The sequence below is a fragment of the Gammaproteobacteria bacterium genome, assembly GCA_024235095.1.
Taxonomy (GTDB): Bacteria; Pseudomonadota; Gammaproteobacteria; order Competibacterales; family Competibacteraceae; genus UBA2383.
On the sequence record JACKNC010000001.1, the window covers coordinates 1,281,130 to 1,297,517 of the forward strand.

Consider the following 16,388-nt stretch of genomic DNA (forward strand, 5'->3'; position numbering starts at 1 on the left):
CTGGCCAACACGCCAGCATTGACTATCCTTCGAACCCTGGTGCGGTCTCGGTCATTACAGGTAACCCGAAATGCGCCGGGTAGTATACCGCCAGCAAATACAATCCTTCAGCGGGCGCAGTGATGCCGGCCCGAGTTCGATCGCGCTGTTCCAGCACTTCCCGCGCCCATTCCACAGGTTGCTCACCGGCGCCAATCGCGATCAAGACCCCAGCGATATTGCGCACCATGTGGTGCAGAAATGCGTTAGCTTTGATGTCCAGCGCCACGCCATCGCCTCGCCGCTGTACGGTTAATTCCTGAACTTCGCGGATTGGATGCCGCGCCTGACATGCGGCGGCGCGGAAGGAGCTGAAGTCATGCTCCCCGACCAAGGCCTGTCCGGCCTCATGCATCCGTGCGGCCTCCAGGGGTCGATAATGCCAGGCCGCCCGTTCCCGCCAGAGCGCCGAGCGCAGGGGGCGATTGAAAATCAGATAGCGATAACGACGGGCCAGCGCCGAGAATCGGGCGTGAAAGTCATCCGGCGCCTCGCGGGACCAGCTCAGACTGATATCGGGCGGTAAATGAGCATTGCCGCCCCGCACCCAGGATCGTTCCGAACGGGTCGCCGTGGTATCGAAATGCGCGACTTGGCCGACGCCATGCACGCCCGCGTCGGTCCGGCCTGCGCAAACCAGTCTGACCGGATGATCCGCGACTTTCGCCAGTGCTTGTTCCAGACAACTTTGCACTGTTCGCACACCCGGTTGTTGCGCCTGCCAGCCGCAAAACCGGGCGCCATCATATTGAACGCCCAATGCCATTCGCATGAACTTGGAAATGTCAGGTTGCCAAAAAGACGACAATCCTGACCTGCGCTGGTTGAAAACTGGAGCCTGGAGCCTGGAGCCTGCTCAAGCTCCTTTGCGCCCTGTCTTGTCGTCTTGATACAGCGCCCGCGCTAAGGGCTTATCACGCTTGTAGATGTCATCGCGGAAGTTCAGGAATCCTTCTTCATCCACCCAGGCAGTCCAGTACAGCAGATAAACCGGCACTTCCTCCGGTAAATGAACCACGCGCTGTTTGCCACTGGTAGATGCGGTTTTGATGGTGTTCTTGTTCCACTTTGGGTCATGTTTAAGCAAATACTCAGCCAGTTCCACGGGTTTGGAGATTCGGATGCAACCCGAACTATAGGTGCGTTGATTGCGGCTGAACAACTCGCGCGATGGCGTGTCGTGCAAATAAACGCTGTGGCGATTCGGGAACATAAACTTGATCCCGCCCAGTGCATTGCGCGGACCTGCATCCTGGCGCAAATAGTAATTAAAGTTCCTGGCGCTGACCCCGCTCCAGTTAACCGAAGCTGGATTGATCTCCTGGCCAGCCCGGTTATAAATACGAATCCGCTGCTGTTTGAGGGCGTTGGGATTACGTTGGAGTTGCGGCAGCTTGTCCCTCACCGCAATGGAGCGCGGCACATGCCATTTTGGACTCATCACCAGATATTCCATGTTGGCGGTGAAGGTCGGCGTTTGCCGCTCTTGCCGGCCGACAACTGCTTTGGATTCCAGCACGACCTTGCCATCCTCGAAAACCTGCATTTTGTAGCTGGGGATATTCACCAGAATATGGCGTGCGCCAAAGTCATCCGGCAGCCAGCGCCAGCGCTCCATGTTCAGCTCGATTTGCTGAATGCGCTCGGAGACCGGCACGTTCAAAGCAGCTCGGGTCGCGGCGTTGACCGTTCCTGTTTCGGCCAGGCCATGTCGCCGCTGGAACCGGCGCAACGCATCGGCAATCGTCCCGCCGGTTCCGACCAGATCGCCGCCGGCTTCCAGTCGCGCCCGCAGCGTCTTTGCCGAAGCATTGCCCGATATGGCAGGCCAACCGCCCATTTGTTCAATTCGTCGATATTTATGGAGCCTGTCGCGTAACTGAACATAGCCTTTAGCTTGGGGCGCCAATGCTCTGAGGGATTCAATAATGGAGTCCCTGGCCAATGCTTGCTGTAGCACGGTAGCCAGATCCCGGGACCGGGGTTTGATTTCCCAGTCACGATCCACGGTGCGCGGCGACAATCGACCTGACAGCAAATGAGAGCCATAGCTTAGAAAGGCATCGGTGAGCAGCAGATCGAAATCGGTCAACCGAGCGATGTTCAATGCGTCATTATGCTGCTGGAGCGTTGTAATGCGCTTTTGCAAGCCGTTCCGTTGATAATCGCTGGGCCGCAAGCCGTCGCGATCCGCTTCACCCAGCGCCTCGATCAACGCAGTCGCCGCGGGTAGGGGTTTGCCATTGGCGTCCAGCCAGGCCGGTTGATAGCCGCGCTCTGCATAGAAAGGGAGCATGGCATCAAGGGTGCGCAACACGCGATGGTCAATGGTCAGTCGATCTGGCAATGGCTCGGTGCGGATTCGCTGACAAATCTGTGCAGCGATTTCGTCCTTCACCCCCAAGGCGCTTGCCGGACAGGGCGGTAACGGCGGTGGACCGACGAGTTCGGATGCAGCGGGCACCGACGCCCTATTCACTTCAGGTTCCAAATCGTCGCTGGCGTTCTGCGAGGATTGGCCTGTGTGCTGCAGACTGGCCACCACAGGTTCGTTCACGACGCTGGCGACTGGGACTGGATTGGCCAGCGCTTGGCCATCGGCGATTTGTGCTTCGACCGGGATGTTAAGCGCACAAGCGCTCACTACCAGGCAAAACCAGACTGGAATAATAATTTGCTTAGACATGGAGACGACTAATCCAATGCTCGAAAGTGGCATACTGTGTGTCGTATCATCATACCAACAAAGTATTAAAGTGGCCACATCCAGTTTCTGAATGCAACAGACGCTAAAAATCATCTTCTGAAAGATTAGAGGGTGGGATCCATCGCTAATTCCATCGCTACCAATGCGAAACCTCCCGTAATTCCAGCATGATTTCATTGAGCAGCGCCTCATCATTATCCACCAGGCAAACCAGATTGCCGATGCTGCACACGGATTGAGTGACGCCGCGAAGAACCCAGCCGTGTGGTGGAGTCCAGCCGCGCATACCGGTGAACATCGCCAGTTGATCGGCATTGCCCTGAGCCATGCGCCGATAGTCATGTGCGAACTGTGCCAGTCGCGCCATGTCATCGCGCGCCATGAGTCCATAGCCTTCAAGCAGGTAGCCATCATCGCGGAAATGGCAAACCACGTTCACCCCATCCAGGGCCAGGATACGCCGGATCATGCTCATGGCGCCGGCTCCGGCTTTTCCATCGTGGCAAAGGCCGCTTCATAGTCAGCCTTTTCATTTGCCAGAACGACGCCAGTGAAGGGTGGCAAACTGGCTTTGCCCCGGTCCTTGAAGCGCTCCCGATCCAGGCCGCTCACCACGACTGACCAATCGAAGCCGACCAGCGTGAACTCCTGGATCGGATAAAAACCTTTCATGTGGGTGACTTTTTCCCAACCTCGCGCCTGCATGGTGGCAATACTCATATTAGCTGCGCACATGTGAGCCAGCAGATCGAGGGTTGATTCATTGATCCGTTCGGGATAGGCGATGCGTTGTTCCAACAGTTCGCCGCTGCCCCGGAATTCGAAGGCCGCCATTGCGCCAGGTAATTGCATCAGTTCATCCAGAGTTGCCATGAGGGGTTCCTCCTCTTGCTCTTCGGTGGGTTTGTTTCGTGAGCCAGGTTCAAATCAGATCGGGAGACGCTTTGGCCAAAGCCTGAGCCATGAAATTGATCGTATTATTGATTGAACCACTGGCGTTATCGAGCATGCAAAACACATTGGCCATCACACAGACGGTGTAATCTGGTCCATGCACCACCCAGCCACGCGGAGGGAATAATCCGTTGCGCGGCTGGAAGACTTCCAGCATCCGGCCTTCCATGTTCGCACCCATGGTTGTAGCGCGGCACATGATGGACGCCATGCGGGCATGCTCCTCGCTTAGAGCGCCCCGGTAGGAAAAACGGTCGCCTCTATAGGCGTACTCGCCAGCGGCGATAACGCCCGGCTTGGTTAACAGATCGGTCACGATGCTCATGCCGGTCGGTCCTCGGGTGGTGAAGAGGTTTTATGATGAGCGCGGAATTTGGATGGACTCCAAAATTAAACGCATTTTTCATAAAACATAGTCAAAATTTCCAGCAAATGCATCTGACGCTGCAATGTATAATGAGCAGCGTCAAAAAGTACGTAATGTTGTAGGCCGAGTAACATGCAAATCCTGATCAGTAACGACGATGGCTATCAAGCGCCGGGGCTACGCCGCTTGGCGGAAGTCCTGCGCGAGTTGGCGGAGATTGTAGTGGTTGCGCCTGACCGCGACCGCAGCGGCGCCAGCAACTCCCTGACCCTGAAGAGTCCTCTGTACATCACCCGCCATGACAACGGGTTCTACAGTGTCGAAGGCACACCCACCGATTGCGTCCATGTGGCCATCACCGGTTTACTGGAACAGGATCCGGACATGGTGATTTCCGGCATCAATAACGGTCCTAATTTGGGGGATGACGTTATCTATTCCGGCACCGTGGCGGCGGCGATGGAAGGCCGCTTCCTGGGGTTGCCCGCTATCGCGATTTCACAGGCTTCTTATCAACCACAGCACTTTGCGACTGCAGCCCGCGTTGCTGTCTGGCTGGTCAACCGGTTGCGAGAATGGCCGCTACCCTCCGACACTATTCTGAATGTCAATGTCCCCGACCGACCCTGGGAAGATCTGACTGGTTTCCAGGCGACGCGCCTGGGTCATCGCCACAAGTGGGAACCGGTTATCAAAAGAGCTGATCCACGCGGTCGCCCCATCTACTGGATCGGTCCCGCCGGGCCGGAACAAGATGCCGGTCCTGGCACCGATTTCTATGCGGTGCGCGCCGGCTATGTCTCGATTACCCCGCTGCAAGTCGACCTGACCTGGCATGGTGCGATTGATACCTTAAATCAGTGGTTAGGCGAAAGACCGCCGCAAATTAATTTAATGTAAACGATGATGTTCAAAATTTTTACATTCCAATTTTACATTCCAATGGTAGACTTAGCGCTTTTGAAAGGCTTATTATTGTTAGGCATTTTGTAGTGCGGAACAGGGAAGAATATAGTCCGCGTTTTTTAGCCGTGACCGAAAGTGAACGGCGACGTCTTCATCATCATTCGATGAATGCGGGTTGCCTAGCATAAATAAAACAATAAACAAAGACGCAGCCGACCGTTTTCCGGTCTGGCGTCAACAGTGAAGTTCCACCAAGCGAAGTATGTCGAGGAGGTTATCGATGTCCCGACGGATCAGTGCCTGTCTGGAAGAAGCAGTTGTTTGTGACGACGAACTGATCATGGAAGATCGCCTGTTGGACGAGGATAAGCTGGAAGAAAATGACGACGAAGAGATCGTCGCTGGTGATGAAGAATTACAGGATGTCGCGGATCCGGTTTGGCCATCCCCTGCTGCAACCGCTACACGGGAAGTGACCCTGGAGGAATTGGACGCCACTCGCATGTATTTGAGCGAAATTGGCTTCTCTCCCTTGCTGACCGCTCAGGAAGAAGTGTATTTCGCCCGCCTGGCTATTCAGGGCGATGCCGCCGCCCGCAACCGCATGGTGGAAAGCAACCTGCGGCTGGTGGTCAAAATCGCCCGCCGCTATATGAACCGTGGTCTCAGCCTGCTCGACCTGATCGAGGAAGGCAATCTGGGGCTGATTCACGCCGTCGAAAAGTTCGATCCTGAACGCGGCTTCCGGTTCTCAACCTACGCGACCTGGTGGATCCGGCAAACGATCGAGCGGGCGCTGATGAATCAAACCCGCACCATTCGCCTGCCGATTCACATCATCAAGGAAATCAATGGCTATTTGCGAACCGCACGCCATCTGACACAGACCCTGGATCATGAACCCGGCACTGAGGAGATTGCTCAGGCAATGGGTAAGTCAGTGGCGGAAGTGAAGCGGATGTTGCAGCTTAACGAACGAGTCGCCTCGGTGGATACGCCCATCGGCAAGGATGAAGATCGTTCATTGCTGGACGCCATTCCCGATGACAACAATACCGATCCTTCGCAACTGTTGCAGGATGCCGACCTCAACGAAAAGCTGGAATCCTGGCTTGATCAGTTGAACGATAAGCAGCGGACGGTGGTGAAGCGGCGGTTTGGACTCTGCGGGCAGGAAAAGGCGACCCTGGAGCAAGTCGGCAACGAAATCGGCGTGACCCGCGAACGGGTGCGACAGATCCAGATCGATGCCCTGCGGCGACTGCGCAAAATTCTGGAAGGCGAAGGGTTTTGCCAGGATTTCCTGTAAACGGCTAACGTCCCTGTTCGGCTGGTAGCATGCGCGGGGACGAAAAACGCTGAAAACAGTCAATCACTATAAACGACCCCGCAGCAAGCTGCGGGGTATTAAAAGACGATACTACGCAGCAAGCTGCGGGGTATGTATCCCGAACGAGAATCAATCATCAATAATGCTGCTGCAACCCGGCGATCCTCCAGCATAATCACGTTGTAGGTTCGGCAGGCGGCGGCGGTATCCATGATTTCAACGCCAACACCTTGCGTCAGTAATGACTGGGTCAATTTTGGGCGTGGAAAGCGCTGTCGATCGCCGGTGCCCAGCAGGACAATTTCCGGCGACAGCGCCATGATGGCCGCGAAATGTTGCTCCTCCAGATCGGCAAAGGTCTGGGGCGGCCAATCGGTGACCAGTTGTTCGGGCGTCACGATCACGCTGCGACGGATTTGTTGCTCGTTGACATTGATCCAGCCTGGTCCATAGCTTTTGATGAAATGTTTACTCGTGTCGGTGTCGAGACTGAAACGCATGAAAAACCCCTCTGAACCCCGGAAAAGGAATCAGCCAGTCTGGCCTTGCGCCACACGGGCTGATTCAGCGCACTCGCCATTCAGAGTCGCCGCAGTGGTGAATGTTCCAACATCATGCTGCACACGCTCCTCGTTTCACCGTGAGAATCCAAGATGACCGAGACCGCTCCTTACACCATTCACGCCCTGGAATTAGGGCGCATGAGCAACTTTATCTACGTAATCCATGATCATGCCACCGATCGCGCGGCGGTGGTCGATCCTGCTTGGGACGTGCCAGCGATTCTGGCTACTGTGGAAAAATATGGTTTGCGGATCACCGATATTCTGCTGACCCACAGCCATTTCGATCACATTAATGGCGTCGAAGCGCTTTTGAACGCCAGCGACGCCCAGTTGCACTTGCTCCAGACCGAGGCAGTGTTCTGGGATAATTATCTCGATCTGCCGACCCTGCATGAGGGCGGTGACCGCATTCAATTGGGGGAAACCGGGATTGAAGTTTTGCACACGCCAGGACATACCCCCGGTTCGGCCTGTTACCGGCTGGGCGACCAGGTATTGACCGGCGATACCCTGTTTGTATTTGGCTGTGGGCGCTGCGACTTGCGCGGCGGCGATCCCGAACAGATGTATCAAAGCCTGCGCCGCCTGGGCGAGCGGTTGCCTGGCGACACGTTGATTCGCCCCGGCCACAATTACGGTATTACGCCGACTGCGACCATGCTGGAACAACTGGACGGCAATCCCTTCCTGCATTTCGACAACAGTCCGGGCTTTGTCGAATACCGGATGCATTTGCACGACCGCGAGGAGCCTTACCGACCAGAGTTGCATCCGCATCGGCACTGATCGGAAAACCGTGTTCGCGTTTGAACCGATTGGCGTCATCCGTTCCTGTTTCCGCGAGAAATTCGGCATTCCCCGTCAATCGGGACTGGTTCCGGCGGCGCGGGCGACGTTGGAATTGCGGCCACCTTATGCGCAACTGGCTGCTGTGCGCGGACTGGAGGATTTTTCCCATCTGTGGCTGCTATTTGTGTTCCACGGTCTGCCGGAGGGTCGCTGGCAGCCGACGGTCCGACCACCGCGCCTGGGCGGCAATCGACGGCTGGGCGTGTTCGCTACCCGCTCTCCATTTCGACCGAATCCGCTGGGATTGTCCGCGGTCAGGCTGGAGCAGATTGCGGTCGATTCAGGGCGGATTATGCTGCATTTGGCCGGGGTGGATCTGCTAGATGGAACGCCAGTGTTGGATGTCAAACCTTATGTGCCCTATGCTGACTGTCTCCCGACAGCTACAGGCGGTTTCGCGCCTGTAGCGCCTAACGCGGAATTAGTTGTTGAATTCAGTCCCCAGGCCGCGGCGTTTTGCGCGAATTGGCCTCACGATGATTTGCGCGAATTGATTACGCAGATTTTGCGCCAGGATCCGCGCCCGGCCTACGCGCGGGAGCCGGGCGATGCTGCGCTGCAATCGTATGGCATGAAACTTTATGATTTTGATGTAAAATGGGGTGTGGTAGATAGAGTGGCTTATGTGATGGAGATTTTGTTACTTTGATCGACCGCCATCGAAGTGAGAGGTAGCGGAGCATCTGCTCGGGGCAATCCATACTCACTGCTTTGCGCCTCCCAAACGCAGACAAGAAGCCTTCACCTGTTAGGCATCGGTCTTGAACGATGTTACCGGGATCGTGGTGCGTGATGGCGGGTCCGATATGCTATTATTAATCCAGTGGTCACATTATGACTATATGATTAGCATCTGCAATATCCATTCAACAGCGTTGTGGGTGAACTTAACTAATGCGGATAGCCCTTTTTCTCGGCAGCGCCGGCAGCAATTCCGGAGGCCCGGAGCGTCATGACATTGAGTTAGTGCGCTCGTTGACCGCGCTTGATCATGACTCCGACTATCTCGTGGTGTGCTTGTTCCCGGAAGGGCCGGCTCGGGTCGGCGTACAACAAGAAAATGTATCCTACGAGGTTCTTGCACCGCCGATTCGTACTGTGAGCATGTTAACATCATTGCCTTGGGCGATGTGGCGGCGACCGGTTGATCTATGGCACGCCACTTACGTACCACCACCGATTGCCCCCAAGGAGTATATCTTCACCCTTGTGTGCTCAAGCATGTTCGAGATGCCCGAACTCTATCCGCCTGCGATTAGGGTGCGATTGGTGGCTCTGATGCGTCGAGCTGTTGCCAAGGCGCGCTATATCATCTGTATTTCTGACCATATTCGCCAGGTTTTGATTGAACGTTTCGGTGTCTCGAACGATCGGCTAGGAGTGATCCATCTGGGGGTAAGTGAAGCGTTTCGACCATTTGCCAAAGCTGATTGCAGCGAGTTTGTCCGCAAGCATTATGCTATCGAACATCCATATTTCCTGTTTTCAGGACGCTGGGAGTCGCGCAAGAATATCGTTCGAATCCTCGAGGCTTTCGCGGCATTCAAGCGCGAGACAGGCTCGGAGGTCAAGATGGTTTTCAGTGGCGAACGGACTTGGGCGGCTCACGAGGCGGATGCGGTTATTCACCGTAACGGACTTGCCGCCGAGGTTATCGATTTGGGTAAGTCGCCGGTTGATGAGTTGCCAATCCTGTACTCTGGCGCAGAAGCATTAGTGTATCCGTCGCTGTGGGAGGGTTTTGGTTTGCCGATCGTCGAGGGGATGGCGGCCGGAATTCCGGTGATCACCTCCAATAATTCTTCGATGGCGGAGGTCAGCGCCGACGCCGCGCTGCTAGTCGATCCCCTCTCGGTCGAGGACATCGCCGAGGCTATGATCCGCATTACCGCTGATGCGACCTTGGCGGCTACAATGCGCGAGAAAGGTCTCCGCCGCGCGATGGATTTCACTTGGCGGCGTACCGCTCAACAGACGCTGGAGACTTACCAACGTCTGATCATGCTATAAGTCATGGTGAATACGGTGTAATCTCCGTGCTTTGTCGTGACCAACTACAACAGTCGCGTTGTCTGTTATAGGGTCGGAGGACGCAAGATGGACGATATCAAGGTAGTGATTCTATGTGGTGGTAAAGGGACGCGTTCGTTTCCGTTTACCGAGTATTTCCCCAAGGTCATGATGCCCATTGATGGTACGCCGATCATTATTCACCTGATGCAAAGCTATGCGATGCAAGGCTTCACAAAGTTTGTGCTCGCAGCAGGCTATCGGCAGGAAATGTTGCGTGACTACTTCAAGGGACGCTTTCGTGAATGGGAGATCGAAATCGTTGATACTGGCATTGAAAGCGATACTGGCGAACGCATAAAGCACTGTTCGAATCACGTCGGCGAGACTTTTTTTGCGACCTATGGCGATGGTCTCGGTAACGTGAATGTTACGTTGCTTCTGGAGTTTCATCGGCGAATGGGAGGGCTGGCGACACTCACCTCGGTGCCGCTCAGATCGCAGTACGGTCTGGTGCGCTTCGATGAACGTGGGCGCGTTGAATCGTTTGCCGAGAAACCGCTGATCTACGGCTATTGGATCAACGCCGGATTTTTCGTGTTCCAGCGCGGCGCGTTCGACCTTTGGCGTGGCGGCAATCTGGAGATCGATGTGTTGCCAGCGTTGGCTGAGGCGCAGACCCTCTACACTTATCACCATGAGGGTTTTTGGCGATCCATGGACACGAGTAAGGATCAGCACGAGTTAGAAAAGCTGCATCAGCAGCATGGTCCGGTTTGGCTGGACCACACTGGTCAAACTGGCATCACTCATTAGGTCAAGCATGACGCACGCAGAGGAGCCGTTATGAATTTCTGGCCAAAGCGACGAGTATTAGTAACAGGGGCTACGGGATTGCTTGGTGGTTGGCTCACAGCAGAACTCATACAGCGTGAAGCCGACGTGGTGGTTCTTGTCAGGGATCGCATACCTGCGTGTATGTTTTTTCGTGATGGTCTTGATCGTAAGGTTTCGCTGGTCAGCGGCAACCTTGAGGATGCAGGATTGTTGCGCCGGTTGGTGGCGGAATACGAGGTGGAAACCGTGTTTCATCTTGCTGCCCAGACCATTGTCGGCGTAGCGAAAAAAGACCCGGTTAGCACATTGAAAGTTAACGTTGAGGGAACCTGGAACCTGCTTGACGCGATGCGCCAATATCCTACCGCTCAAGTACTCATCGCCTCCTCGGACAAAGCCTATGGGAGTGCCGATAGCCTGCCTTATACCGAGGAACATCCTCTCAAGGGTGAATATCCCTATGATGTTTCCAAGAGTTGCACCGATTTGATCGCACGAATGTATGCTATGACCTACGGCGTACCTGTGGGAATCATGCGATGCGGCAACCTTTTCGGCGGTGGCGATCTCAATTTCAGCCGCACCATTCCTGGCGTCATCCTCGCTACGAGTCGTGGCAAGCGATTCGAGATCCGCAGCGATGGTCTGTTTATCCGGGATTTCCTCTACGTAGAGGATGCGGTGGACGGTTACCTGTGTCTGGCCGAAAAGTTAGCGAGCGATTCCTCATTGGCTGGAGAGGCGTTTAACCTGAGTCTGGGTTTGCAGCTTACAGTGTTGGATGTAACGCGTAAGGTGCTAGAGTTGATGGGACGCGTCGACTTGGAACCCATCATTCTCAATCAAGCTAGCGCCGAGATCCGGCAACAATATCTGTCAGCGGAAAAGGCGCGTTGTCGCCTTGGCTGGACCCCGCGGATTGGCATGGACGAAGGATTAAAACGCACTATCGATTGGTACCGACAACATTTCCAGGCCATTACCTGACTCCAGCTGTCTGCTCTGCCCGCTCTGAGACAAAAAAATCATTACGTTAAGGCACATTGTTTGTGATTTCCGTTTTTCATGTCAGAAATTCGAATTATCCTGGTGGCATCGAGACTACTTTGCTTGGTTGGTTCCGAGCTATCGACCCTTCACGTTTCAATATGCGCCTGTTTGTGTTCAGAGAGCGCGGCAACATTCACGAACGGTCGGTGCGATTGATGGCGGAAAATGGCGTCCAAAGCGATTTTTTACCATGGGGGCATATGCGGAATCTCCCAGGGGCTGTACATGCATTGGTGAAGGAAATTCGCGCTGAGAATCACGTAATCGTGCATAGCCACGATGCTCGCTCCGATGTAGTCGCTTTGTTGGCAGCCCGGCTTACCGGTGCTCCCGTTATCGCGTCGAACCACGCTTGGCATGCAGTAGGCTTCAAGCGACGCATAATGGAGTATGTGCGCGGTAAACTGCTGCCGCTGGTCGACCTTGTGCTGAACGTGTCAGAGGACACCCACCAGGAAACAGTCCGGCGAGGTGTACCACAAATTAAGTCAATGCCGCTTTACTCTGGCATTGACCTGCTGCCGTTCGAACGGATCATGGATAGGGATGCCGTACGTACTGGTCTCGGCTTGGGCGCGGATGAATTTGTTGCCTCTAATGTGGCGCGGCTATGGCCTGAAAAAGCGCAAGACGCCCTTATTGAGGCTGTCAGCCTACTAGGCCAAGCAGGCCGTCCCATGAAGTTGTTGATCGTAGGCGATGGACCGCTGGAGGCCTCGTTGCGGAAGCAGGCAATAGCGCTGGGCGTCGAATCCAGCGTAGTATTTCTAGGCTTTCGTAGCGACTACGCTGACATCATGAATGCATCGGACGCCTTTGTGTTCCCATCCTCCGCGGAAGGCACCCCAATGGTCCTCTACGGGGCAATGGCCATGCGCTTGCCGATTATTGCGAGTACTGTCGCCGGTAACGCTGAAATCCTTGCTAACAATGACACAGCCCTGCTGGTGCCGCCAGCTAATGCCTTAGCGCTGCGCGATGCGCTACAGCAGCTAATTGATAACCCTGTGCTTGGTCGACGCCTCGGTGAACAGGCGTATGCTGTGGTCCACGAGCGCTATTCGGTCGACAAGACCGTGCGTAACCTTGAGGCGATCTACGAGCGGTTCTTTGTTCATGGACGCGGTCGTCCAACAAAAGGACGGCGGACATGAGACAAGGCGTTAAGGCGACCGATGACACGGCTAGGAACGAGAATCGACGCTATCCCCGAGTCAAATCGCGGTTCCCAGTGTGCATATTGTCAGCAGGTTCGAAAGATGCGATCGCCGCACAGACTATCGACATCTCGAATAATGGCCTACTGCTCGAGCTGGCGTCTGATGATGCGGCGACGTTTTTGATTTGTGGCGATGACCGATCGCAGCAGACGCTGCAAGTGCGATTGGTATCACCTTTCATGTTGCCCGACATGAGTAAGCGTGTATCTGATATATCGTTCCGTGTAGTGCGAAGCACGGTTACGGCTTCAGGATGCGTTAGGATCGGCCTTCAGAACAACACGCTTGAAGGTGATGATTTTGCTCTCATCGACCCACGGGCTTACATGATCCCGCATGACTTGGAGACGCAGTTTCTGCGTATTATCGAGCATCTCAACGTTGAGTTGCCGAACAAGATGTCGCGGGTACTAGTACTCACCAGTGCAGCGGCTGGAGCAGGGGTGTCAACTCTTGCTTGGTGGTTGTCAGGCTGTTTGGCCCGGATGCCGAATAATCCCACGCTATATATGGACGGTAATCTGCGACCGCGCCTGATGACACAGCCGGAGGATCCAGTTCGAGGTCTCCTCGAAGTGCTGCTAGAGCGTGAGGGCTTCGAAGACGTGGTCGTGCGTCTGGGATTTGGCGCACCCGACATACTCAATACCGGTGGCGAAGAGGGCTTTTTGGGATCGGAGGTGACGGAACAGGCAGTAAGACATCTGCTGACCAGATTACGTACTGACTATCGCCATATTATTATCGATGCACTACCATCTACGATATCGCCGTTGACGCTGGCCTTCGCCAAGCAGGCCGACGGGATTTTCGTCGTTATCGAAAGCGGTGTTACTGATCGCGACATAGCCGCCAATACCGTCGAACATCTGCGTCAGAGTGAAGTTAAGGTGCTCGGTGTCATTCTTAACAAGCGAGACGCCAGATCGACCGGCTAATCAGCGCTGGTGTGCTTGATAGTATGCAACGGTGCGCTCGATCCCTTCTTTAAGCGACACTTCTGGCCGCCAACCAGTCGCTGTAGTGATACGGCCTATATCGGCGTAGAAATCGCCTGTTTCGACCCGCACCGCGTTATCTGGCCAAGGCGCAAACTCAATCCTGCCGGCACCGGCAGTGGCGATAATAGCGCGCGCGATATCGTGCAACTTCTGGCGGATGCCTGAACCTACGTTCACGACCGCGCCTACCAATGTTTCAGTTCGACCTACCTCCAAAAACGCCTTGACCAAGTCGTCGATATATAAGACATCTCGTATTTGGTGGCCACCACCAAACAGGCAAATGGCGCCGCCAGCGACCGCGGTTCGTATAAAGTGGTTGATGACGCCATGGGTACTGGTATTTGGCGGCATATAAGGACCATAAGGAACCGTTATGCGTAGCACCGTCGTTCGCACACCCTGGCTGTGTTGGTAAAGAAGGTGGTACTTCTCAGCCGCCAGAGTATGAATGCCATACATACTGGTTGGGTCGGTCGGATGGGTTTCTACTACGGGTAGCATTTGAGCTTTACCGTAGACCAGCCTGGTGCTGGCGAAGACAAGCCGTGGCGAGCTGCCTGACCGAACACACGCGTTGAGCAGTTTATATTGGCCGAGGAGGTTGATTTGCATATCTTCCTCTGGCGCCTCAACGCTCGCTATAGCGCCTGGTCGTCCGGCCACGCTGAAAATCACATCCGAATTCGCCACCAACTGGGTCATTCCAGCCTCGTCGCGAAGATCGATTGGACAATAGCTCACAGCGGCGGGCAAAGGTTGACTACTTAGAGTTTGACCACGACTGGCTGCGGTTACAGCGACTCCGCAGCGGGCTAGGGCGCACACCAAATTGTAACCGAGAAATCCGGTACCACCGATAACACACACGCGTTTGCCCGCATAGGCATCTGCAAGCTCTACTATCGGAACGGTCATAAGATGCTTTCCATGGTCAGGATCAAAATTCTGTGAGATTAAAAGAGAGACAGATTGACAGATATGTATACTGTTTCCATTGTCTTGCAATAATCTCAAGTATGCTTAAACAAATCCTAGTAGTCCATTGATTCTCGTTCGGGATACATACCCCGCAGCTTGCTGCGGGGTCGTTTATCGAAATATTCATAGTTGTAAAAATTGGTGGAAAAATTCTGTGCTCTGATCGCTGTTACGCCGTTCGTCCTGGAAGCTGGAGCAGTGCGATGCGGTATAATGCTATAGAGCATCCGATAAAGAACCACATGTTCTTGAAACCGATACGCATAAAGTCGAATGCCAGCGCTCCAATGATTAGGAATGATACGAAGCTGATACGTAGGGATGTAGCAAAAACAGCTCCCCAATCGTCGTTATATTGGATGAAAATTTGCCGTGCGTACGAGAGCCTGCGGAAGATTCGAATAAGGAAGTAAAGCATACAGAGTAACCCGAAAATCCCAGTTTCGATAGCTATCTGAAGGTAGGAGTTGTGTACAGTAAGCAGCCCCGGATTCCAGGGAGCATCAAGGTAATACTCCAAAATGCCACGATTATTGCCGACGCCAAAGCCACTTAGCGGGTTGTCAAAGAAGGCCCTTGTCGCTGCATCCCAAAGCTTGTAGCGCTCTGACACGCTGACGCTCTGCGAGGAGAAGTAGTTAGCAGGATCGAAAATGCGCGACACGCCTTCTGGCAAAAACGGAATGCTGATAATCCCCGCGATCAAGACTACTGCGATGCGCAGTGGCGTCACTTTCAGTAACCTAAAGTAAATCAATTGTGGAAAAATGATGGCAAAAGTCAGTATTCCCGTGCGTGACAGGGATACAACCGCTGCTGAGATACAAACTCCGAAACTCGCCAGGATCGATAGCCGCAGCCAGCGACTATGGGAAAAGCGCAAGAAAGCAAACAAGATTGGGACCAGAAAAGCTGTGTTGGCAGCCAACACATTAGAATGCGCTGTCGTACCGGTGCTGCGCATTACTGTTTCTCCAAGGCTTTTAGATTCGATATTGCTGATTTCGACGCCGTGCGTGGCTTCTCCTTCTTCTAACCAGCCAATGCGCTCAGCGATTTGTGTGCCAGGCAGAAAACGCTGAACGACAGCATACCCAAAGGTTCCAACGCTTACTATAGTAAACAATGTTAGCGCAATCATTATATGTTTCTGCTGTGTGAGCAAGTTAAATACCATAGTAAAGAAAACGATAGTAGTGCCGAGAATAATCAATTCCTGTAGACCGCGCTTCAGCTCTAATGCATCGGCTAGCGATAATACGGCTATAAGGAAATAAAAAAGAAATATACCAATCTCATAGCTCCAGATAAACTGAACCTTGCGCATTGCTAGATGCAATATCCAGGAAGCGATCGTCAATAACGCCAAGATTTTAGCGATGGTGATATCGACAAAGGGGAGGATGTTACCCAGTTTTCCGACATCGTCGAGAGGAATAGCGGCGACGGTAAGGTAAAAGCCCCAGCGTGGCTGGATCAGGATTGGGATCGCGAGCAGCAGCCCTCCGATCATGCCAAGATAAAGATAAGACTTAAATAGGAACAAACTCGAAGCGGCGCATCCAAACAAT

At 54.1% G+C, this 16,388-nt stretch carries 17 protein-coding genes; 9 read left to right on the plus strand and 8 right to left on the minus strand.

Features of this window, described 5'->3' with window-relative positions; translation table 11 throughout:
* Nucleotides 1–22 precede the first annotated feature (22 nt).
* The 5 genes from truA to H6973_05750 all read right to left on the minus strand — a co-directional run bounded on the left by truA (nt 23) and on the right by H6973_05750 (nt 4,025).
* Nucleotides 23–811, minus strand: coding sequence for a tRNA pseudouridine(38-40) synthase TruA (truA, locus tag H6973_05730; GenBank protein MCP5125136.1), 789 nt, complete (start codon nt 809–811; stop codon nt 23–25).
* Nucleotides 812–895: 84 nt separating this feature from the next.
* Nucleotides 896–2,725: a L,D-transpeptidase family protein gene (locus H6973_05735; protein MCP5125137.1), complete on the minus strand. Its 1,830-nt coding sequence runs from the start codon at nt 2,723–2,725 to the stop codon at nt 896–898.
* 157 nt (nt 2,726–2,882) lie between these two features.
* The gene (locus tag H6973_05740) at nt 2,883–3,215 is read right to left on the minus strand and encodes a DUF2173 family protein (GenBank protein ID MCP5125138.1); all 333 of its coding nucleotides are present in this window, start codon (nt 3,213–3,215) and stop codon (nt 2,883–2,885) included.
* Between the two features lie 2 nt (nt 3,216–3,217).
* A complete protein-coding gene (locus H6973_05745; GenBank protein ID MCP5125139.1) occupies nt 3,218–3,598 on the minus strand; it encodes a DUF2173 family protein in 381 nt (126 codons plus the stop codon).
* Nucleotides 3,599–3,668: 70 nt separating this feature from the next.
* On the minus strand, nt 3,669–4,025 hold the full coding sequence (locus H6973_05750; protein MCP5125140.1) for a DUF2173 family protein: 357 nt from the start codon (nt 4,023–4,025) through the stop codon (nt 3,669–3,671).
* Nucleotides 4,026–4,199: 174 nt separating this feature from the next.
* On the opposite strand from H6973_05750, the gene surE reads away from it, so the two are divergent.
* Together surE and rpoS are read left to right on the plus strand one after the other, a co-directional pair.
* Nucleotides 4,200–4,967, plus strand: a complete 768-nt coding sequence (gene surE / locus H6973_05755) for a 5'/3'-nucleotidase SurE (protein ID MCP5125141.1) — start codon at nt 4,200–4,202, stop codon at nt 4,965–4,967.
* 346 nt (nt 4,968–5,313) lie between these two features.
* Complete coding sequence (gene rpoS / locus H6973_05760; GenBank protein MCP5125142.1) at nt 5,314–6,282, plus strand: RNA polymerase sigma factor RpoS; 969 nt, start codon at nt 5,314–5,316, stop codon at nt 6,280–6,282.
* A 98-nt stretch (nt 6,283–6,380) separates the two neighbouring features.
* Here rpoS and H6973_05765 read toward each other — a convergent pair whose 3' ends face one another.
* The gene (locus tag H6973_05765) at nt 6,381–6,803 is read right to left on the minus strand and encodes an Mth938-like domain-containing protein (GenBank protein MCP5125143.1); all 423 of its coding nucleotides are present in this window, start codon (nt 6,801–6,803) and stop codon (nt 6,381–6,383) included.
* A gap of 153 nt (nt 6,804–6,956) precedes the next feature.
* Here H6973_05765 and H6973_05770 point away from each other — a divergent pair, with 153 nt between their 5' ends.
* From H6973_05770 to H6973_05800, 7 genes are all read left to right on the plus strand, one after another.
* A complete protein-coding gene (locus H6973_05770; protein MCP5125144.1) occupies nt 6,957–7,655 on the plus strand; it encodes an MBL fold metallo-hydrolase in 699 nt (232 codons plus the stop codon).
* 10 nt (nt 7,656–7,665) lie between these two features.
* Nucleotides 7,666–8,367, plus strand: a complete 702-nt coding sequence (gene tsaA, locus H6973_05775) for a tRNA (N6-threonylcarbamoyladenosine(37)-N6)-methyltransferase TrmO (GenBank protein ID MCP5125145.1) — start codon at nt 7,666–7,668, stop codon at nt 8,365–8,367.
* A gap of 245 nt (nt 8,368–8,612) precedes the next feature.
* On the plus strand, nt 8,613–9,728 hold the full coding sequence (locus H6973_05780) for a glycosyltransferase family 4 protein (protein MCP5125146.1): 1,116 nt from the start codon (nt 8,613–8,615) through the stop codon (nt 9,726–9,728).
* 87 nt (nt 9,729–9,815) lie between these two features.
* On the plus strand, nt 9,816–10,544 hold the full coding sequence (locus H6973_05785; GenBank protein ID MCP5125147.1) for a nucleotidyl transferase: 729 nt from the start codon (nt 9,816–9,818) through the stop codon (nt 10,542–10,544).
* Between the two features lie 30 nt (nt 10,545–10,574).
* Nucleotides 10,575–11,552 carry a GDP-mannose 4,6-dehydratase gene (locus H6973_05790; protein ID MCP5125148.1) on the plus strand — a complete coding sequence of 326 codons (978 nt, stop codon included), beginning with the start codon at nt 10,575–10,577 and terminating at the stop codon, nt 11,550–11,552.
* A 62-nt stretch (nt 11,553–11,614) separates the two neighbouring features.
* The gene (locus tag H6973_05795) at nt 11,615–12,769 is read left to right on the plus strand and encodes a glycosyltransferase family 4 protein (GenBank protein ID MCP5125149.1); all 1,155 of its coding nucleotides are present in this window, start codon (nt 11,615–11,617) and stop codon (nt 12,767–12,769) included.
* On the plus strand, nt 12,766–13,773 hold the full coding sequence (locus H6973_05800) for a PilZ domain-containing protein (GenBank protein ID MCP5125150.1): 1,008 nt from the start codon (nt 12,766–12,768) through the stop codon (nt 13,771–13,773). The genes H6973_05795 and H6973_05800 overlap by 4 nt, the downstream gene beginning before the upstream one ends.
* Here the strand turns inward: H6973_05800 and H6973_05805 are convergent, their stop codons facing one another.
* Both H6973_05805 and H6973_05810 read right to left on the minus strand, forming a co-directional pair.
* A complete protein-coding gene (locus H6973_05805) occupies nt 13,774–14,754 on the minus strand; it encodes an NAD-dependent epimerase/dehydratase family protein (GenBank protein MCP5125151.1) in 981 nt (326 codons plus the stop codon).
* 232 nt (nt 14,755–14,986) lie between these two features.
* Nucleotides 14,987–16,363 (minus strand): O-antigen ligase family protein, encoded by a 1,377-nt coding sequence (locus H6973_05810; protein MCP5125152.1) that lies wholly within the window; start codon nt 16,361–16,363, stop codon nt 14,987–14,989.
* Nucleotides 16,364–16,388: the final 25 nt, after the last annotated feature.

Bases quoted from the DNA above. Each gene is read 5' to 3' on its own strand.
- truA (MCP5125136.1), bottom strand. From the start codon at position 811: ATGCGAATGGCATTGGGCGTTCAATATGATGGCGCCCGGTTTTGCGGC.
- H6973_05735 (MCP5125137.1), bottom strand. From the start codon at position 2,725: ATGTCTAAGCAAATTATTATTCCAGTCTGGTTTTGCCTGGTAGTGAGC.
- H6973_05740 (MCP5125138.1), bottom strand. From the start codon at position 3,215: ATGATCCGGCGTATCCTGGCCCTGGATGGGGTGAACGTGGTTTGCCAT.
- H6973_05745 (MCP5125139.1), bottom strand. From the start codon at position 3,598: ATGCAATTACCTGGCGCAATGGCGGCCTTCGAATTCCGGGGCAGCGGC.
- H6973_05750 (MCP5125140.1), bottom strand. From the start codon at position 4,025: ATGAGCATCGTGACCGATCTGTTAACCAAGCCGGGCGTTATCGCCGCT.
- surE (MCP5125141.1), top strand. From the start codon at position 4,200: ATGCAAATCCTGATCAGTAACGACGATGGCTATCAAGCGCCGGGGCTA.
- rpoS (MCP5125142.1), top strand. From the start codon at position 5,314: ATGGAAGATCGCCTGTTGGACGAGGATAAGCTGGAAGAAAATGACGAC.
- H6973_05765 (MCP5125143.1), bottom strand. From the start codon at position 6,803: ATGCGTTTCAGTCTCGACACCGACACGAGTAAACATTTCATCAAAAGC.
- H6973_05770 (MCP5125144.1), top strand. From the start codon at position 6,957: ATGACCGAGACCGCTCCTTACACCATTCACGCCCTGGAATTAGGGCGC.
- H6973_05780 (MCP5125146.1), top strand. From the start codon at position 8,613: ATGCGGATAGCCCTTTTTCTCGGCAGCGCCGGCAGCAATTCCGGAGGC.
- H6973_05785 (MCP5125147.1), top strand. From the start codon at position 9,816: ATGGACGATATCAAGGTAGTGATTCTATGTGGTGGTAAAGGGACGCGT.
- H6973_05790 (MCP5125148.1), top strand. From the start codon at position 10,575: ATGAATTTCTGGCCAAAGCGACGAGTATTAGTAACAGGGGCTACGGGA.
- H6973_05800 (MCP5125150.1), top strand. From the start codon at position 12,766: ATGAGACAAGGCGTTAAGGCGACCGATGACACGGCTAGGAACGAGAAT.
- H6973_05805 (MCP5125151.1), bottom strand. From the start codon at position 14,754: ATGACCGTTCCGATAGTAGAGCTTGCAGATGCCTATGCGGGCAAACGC.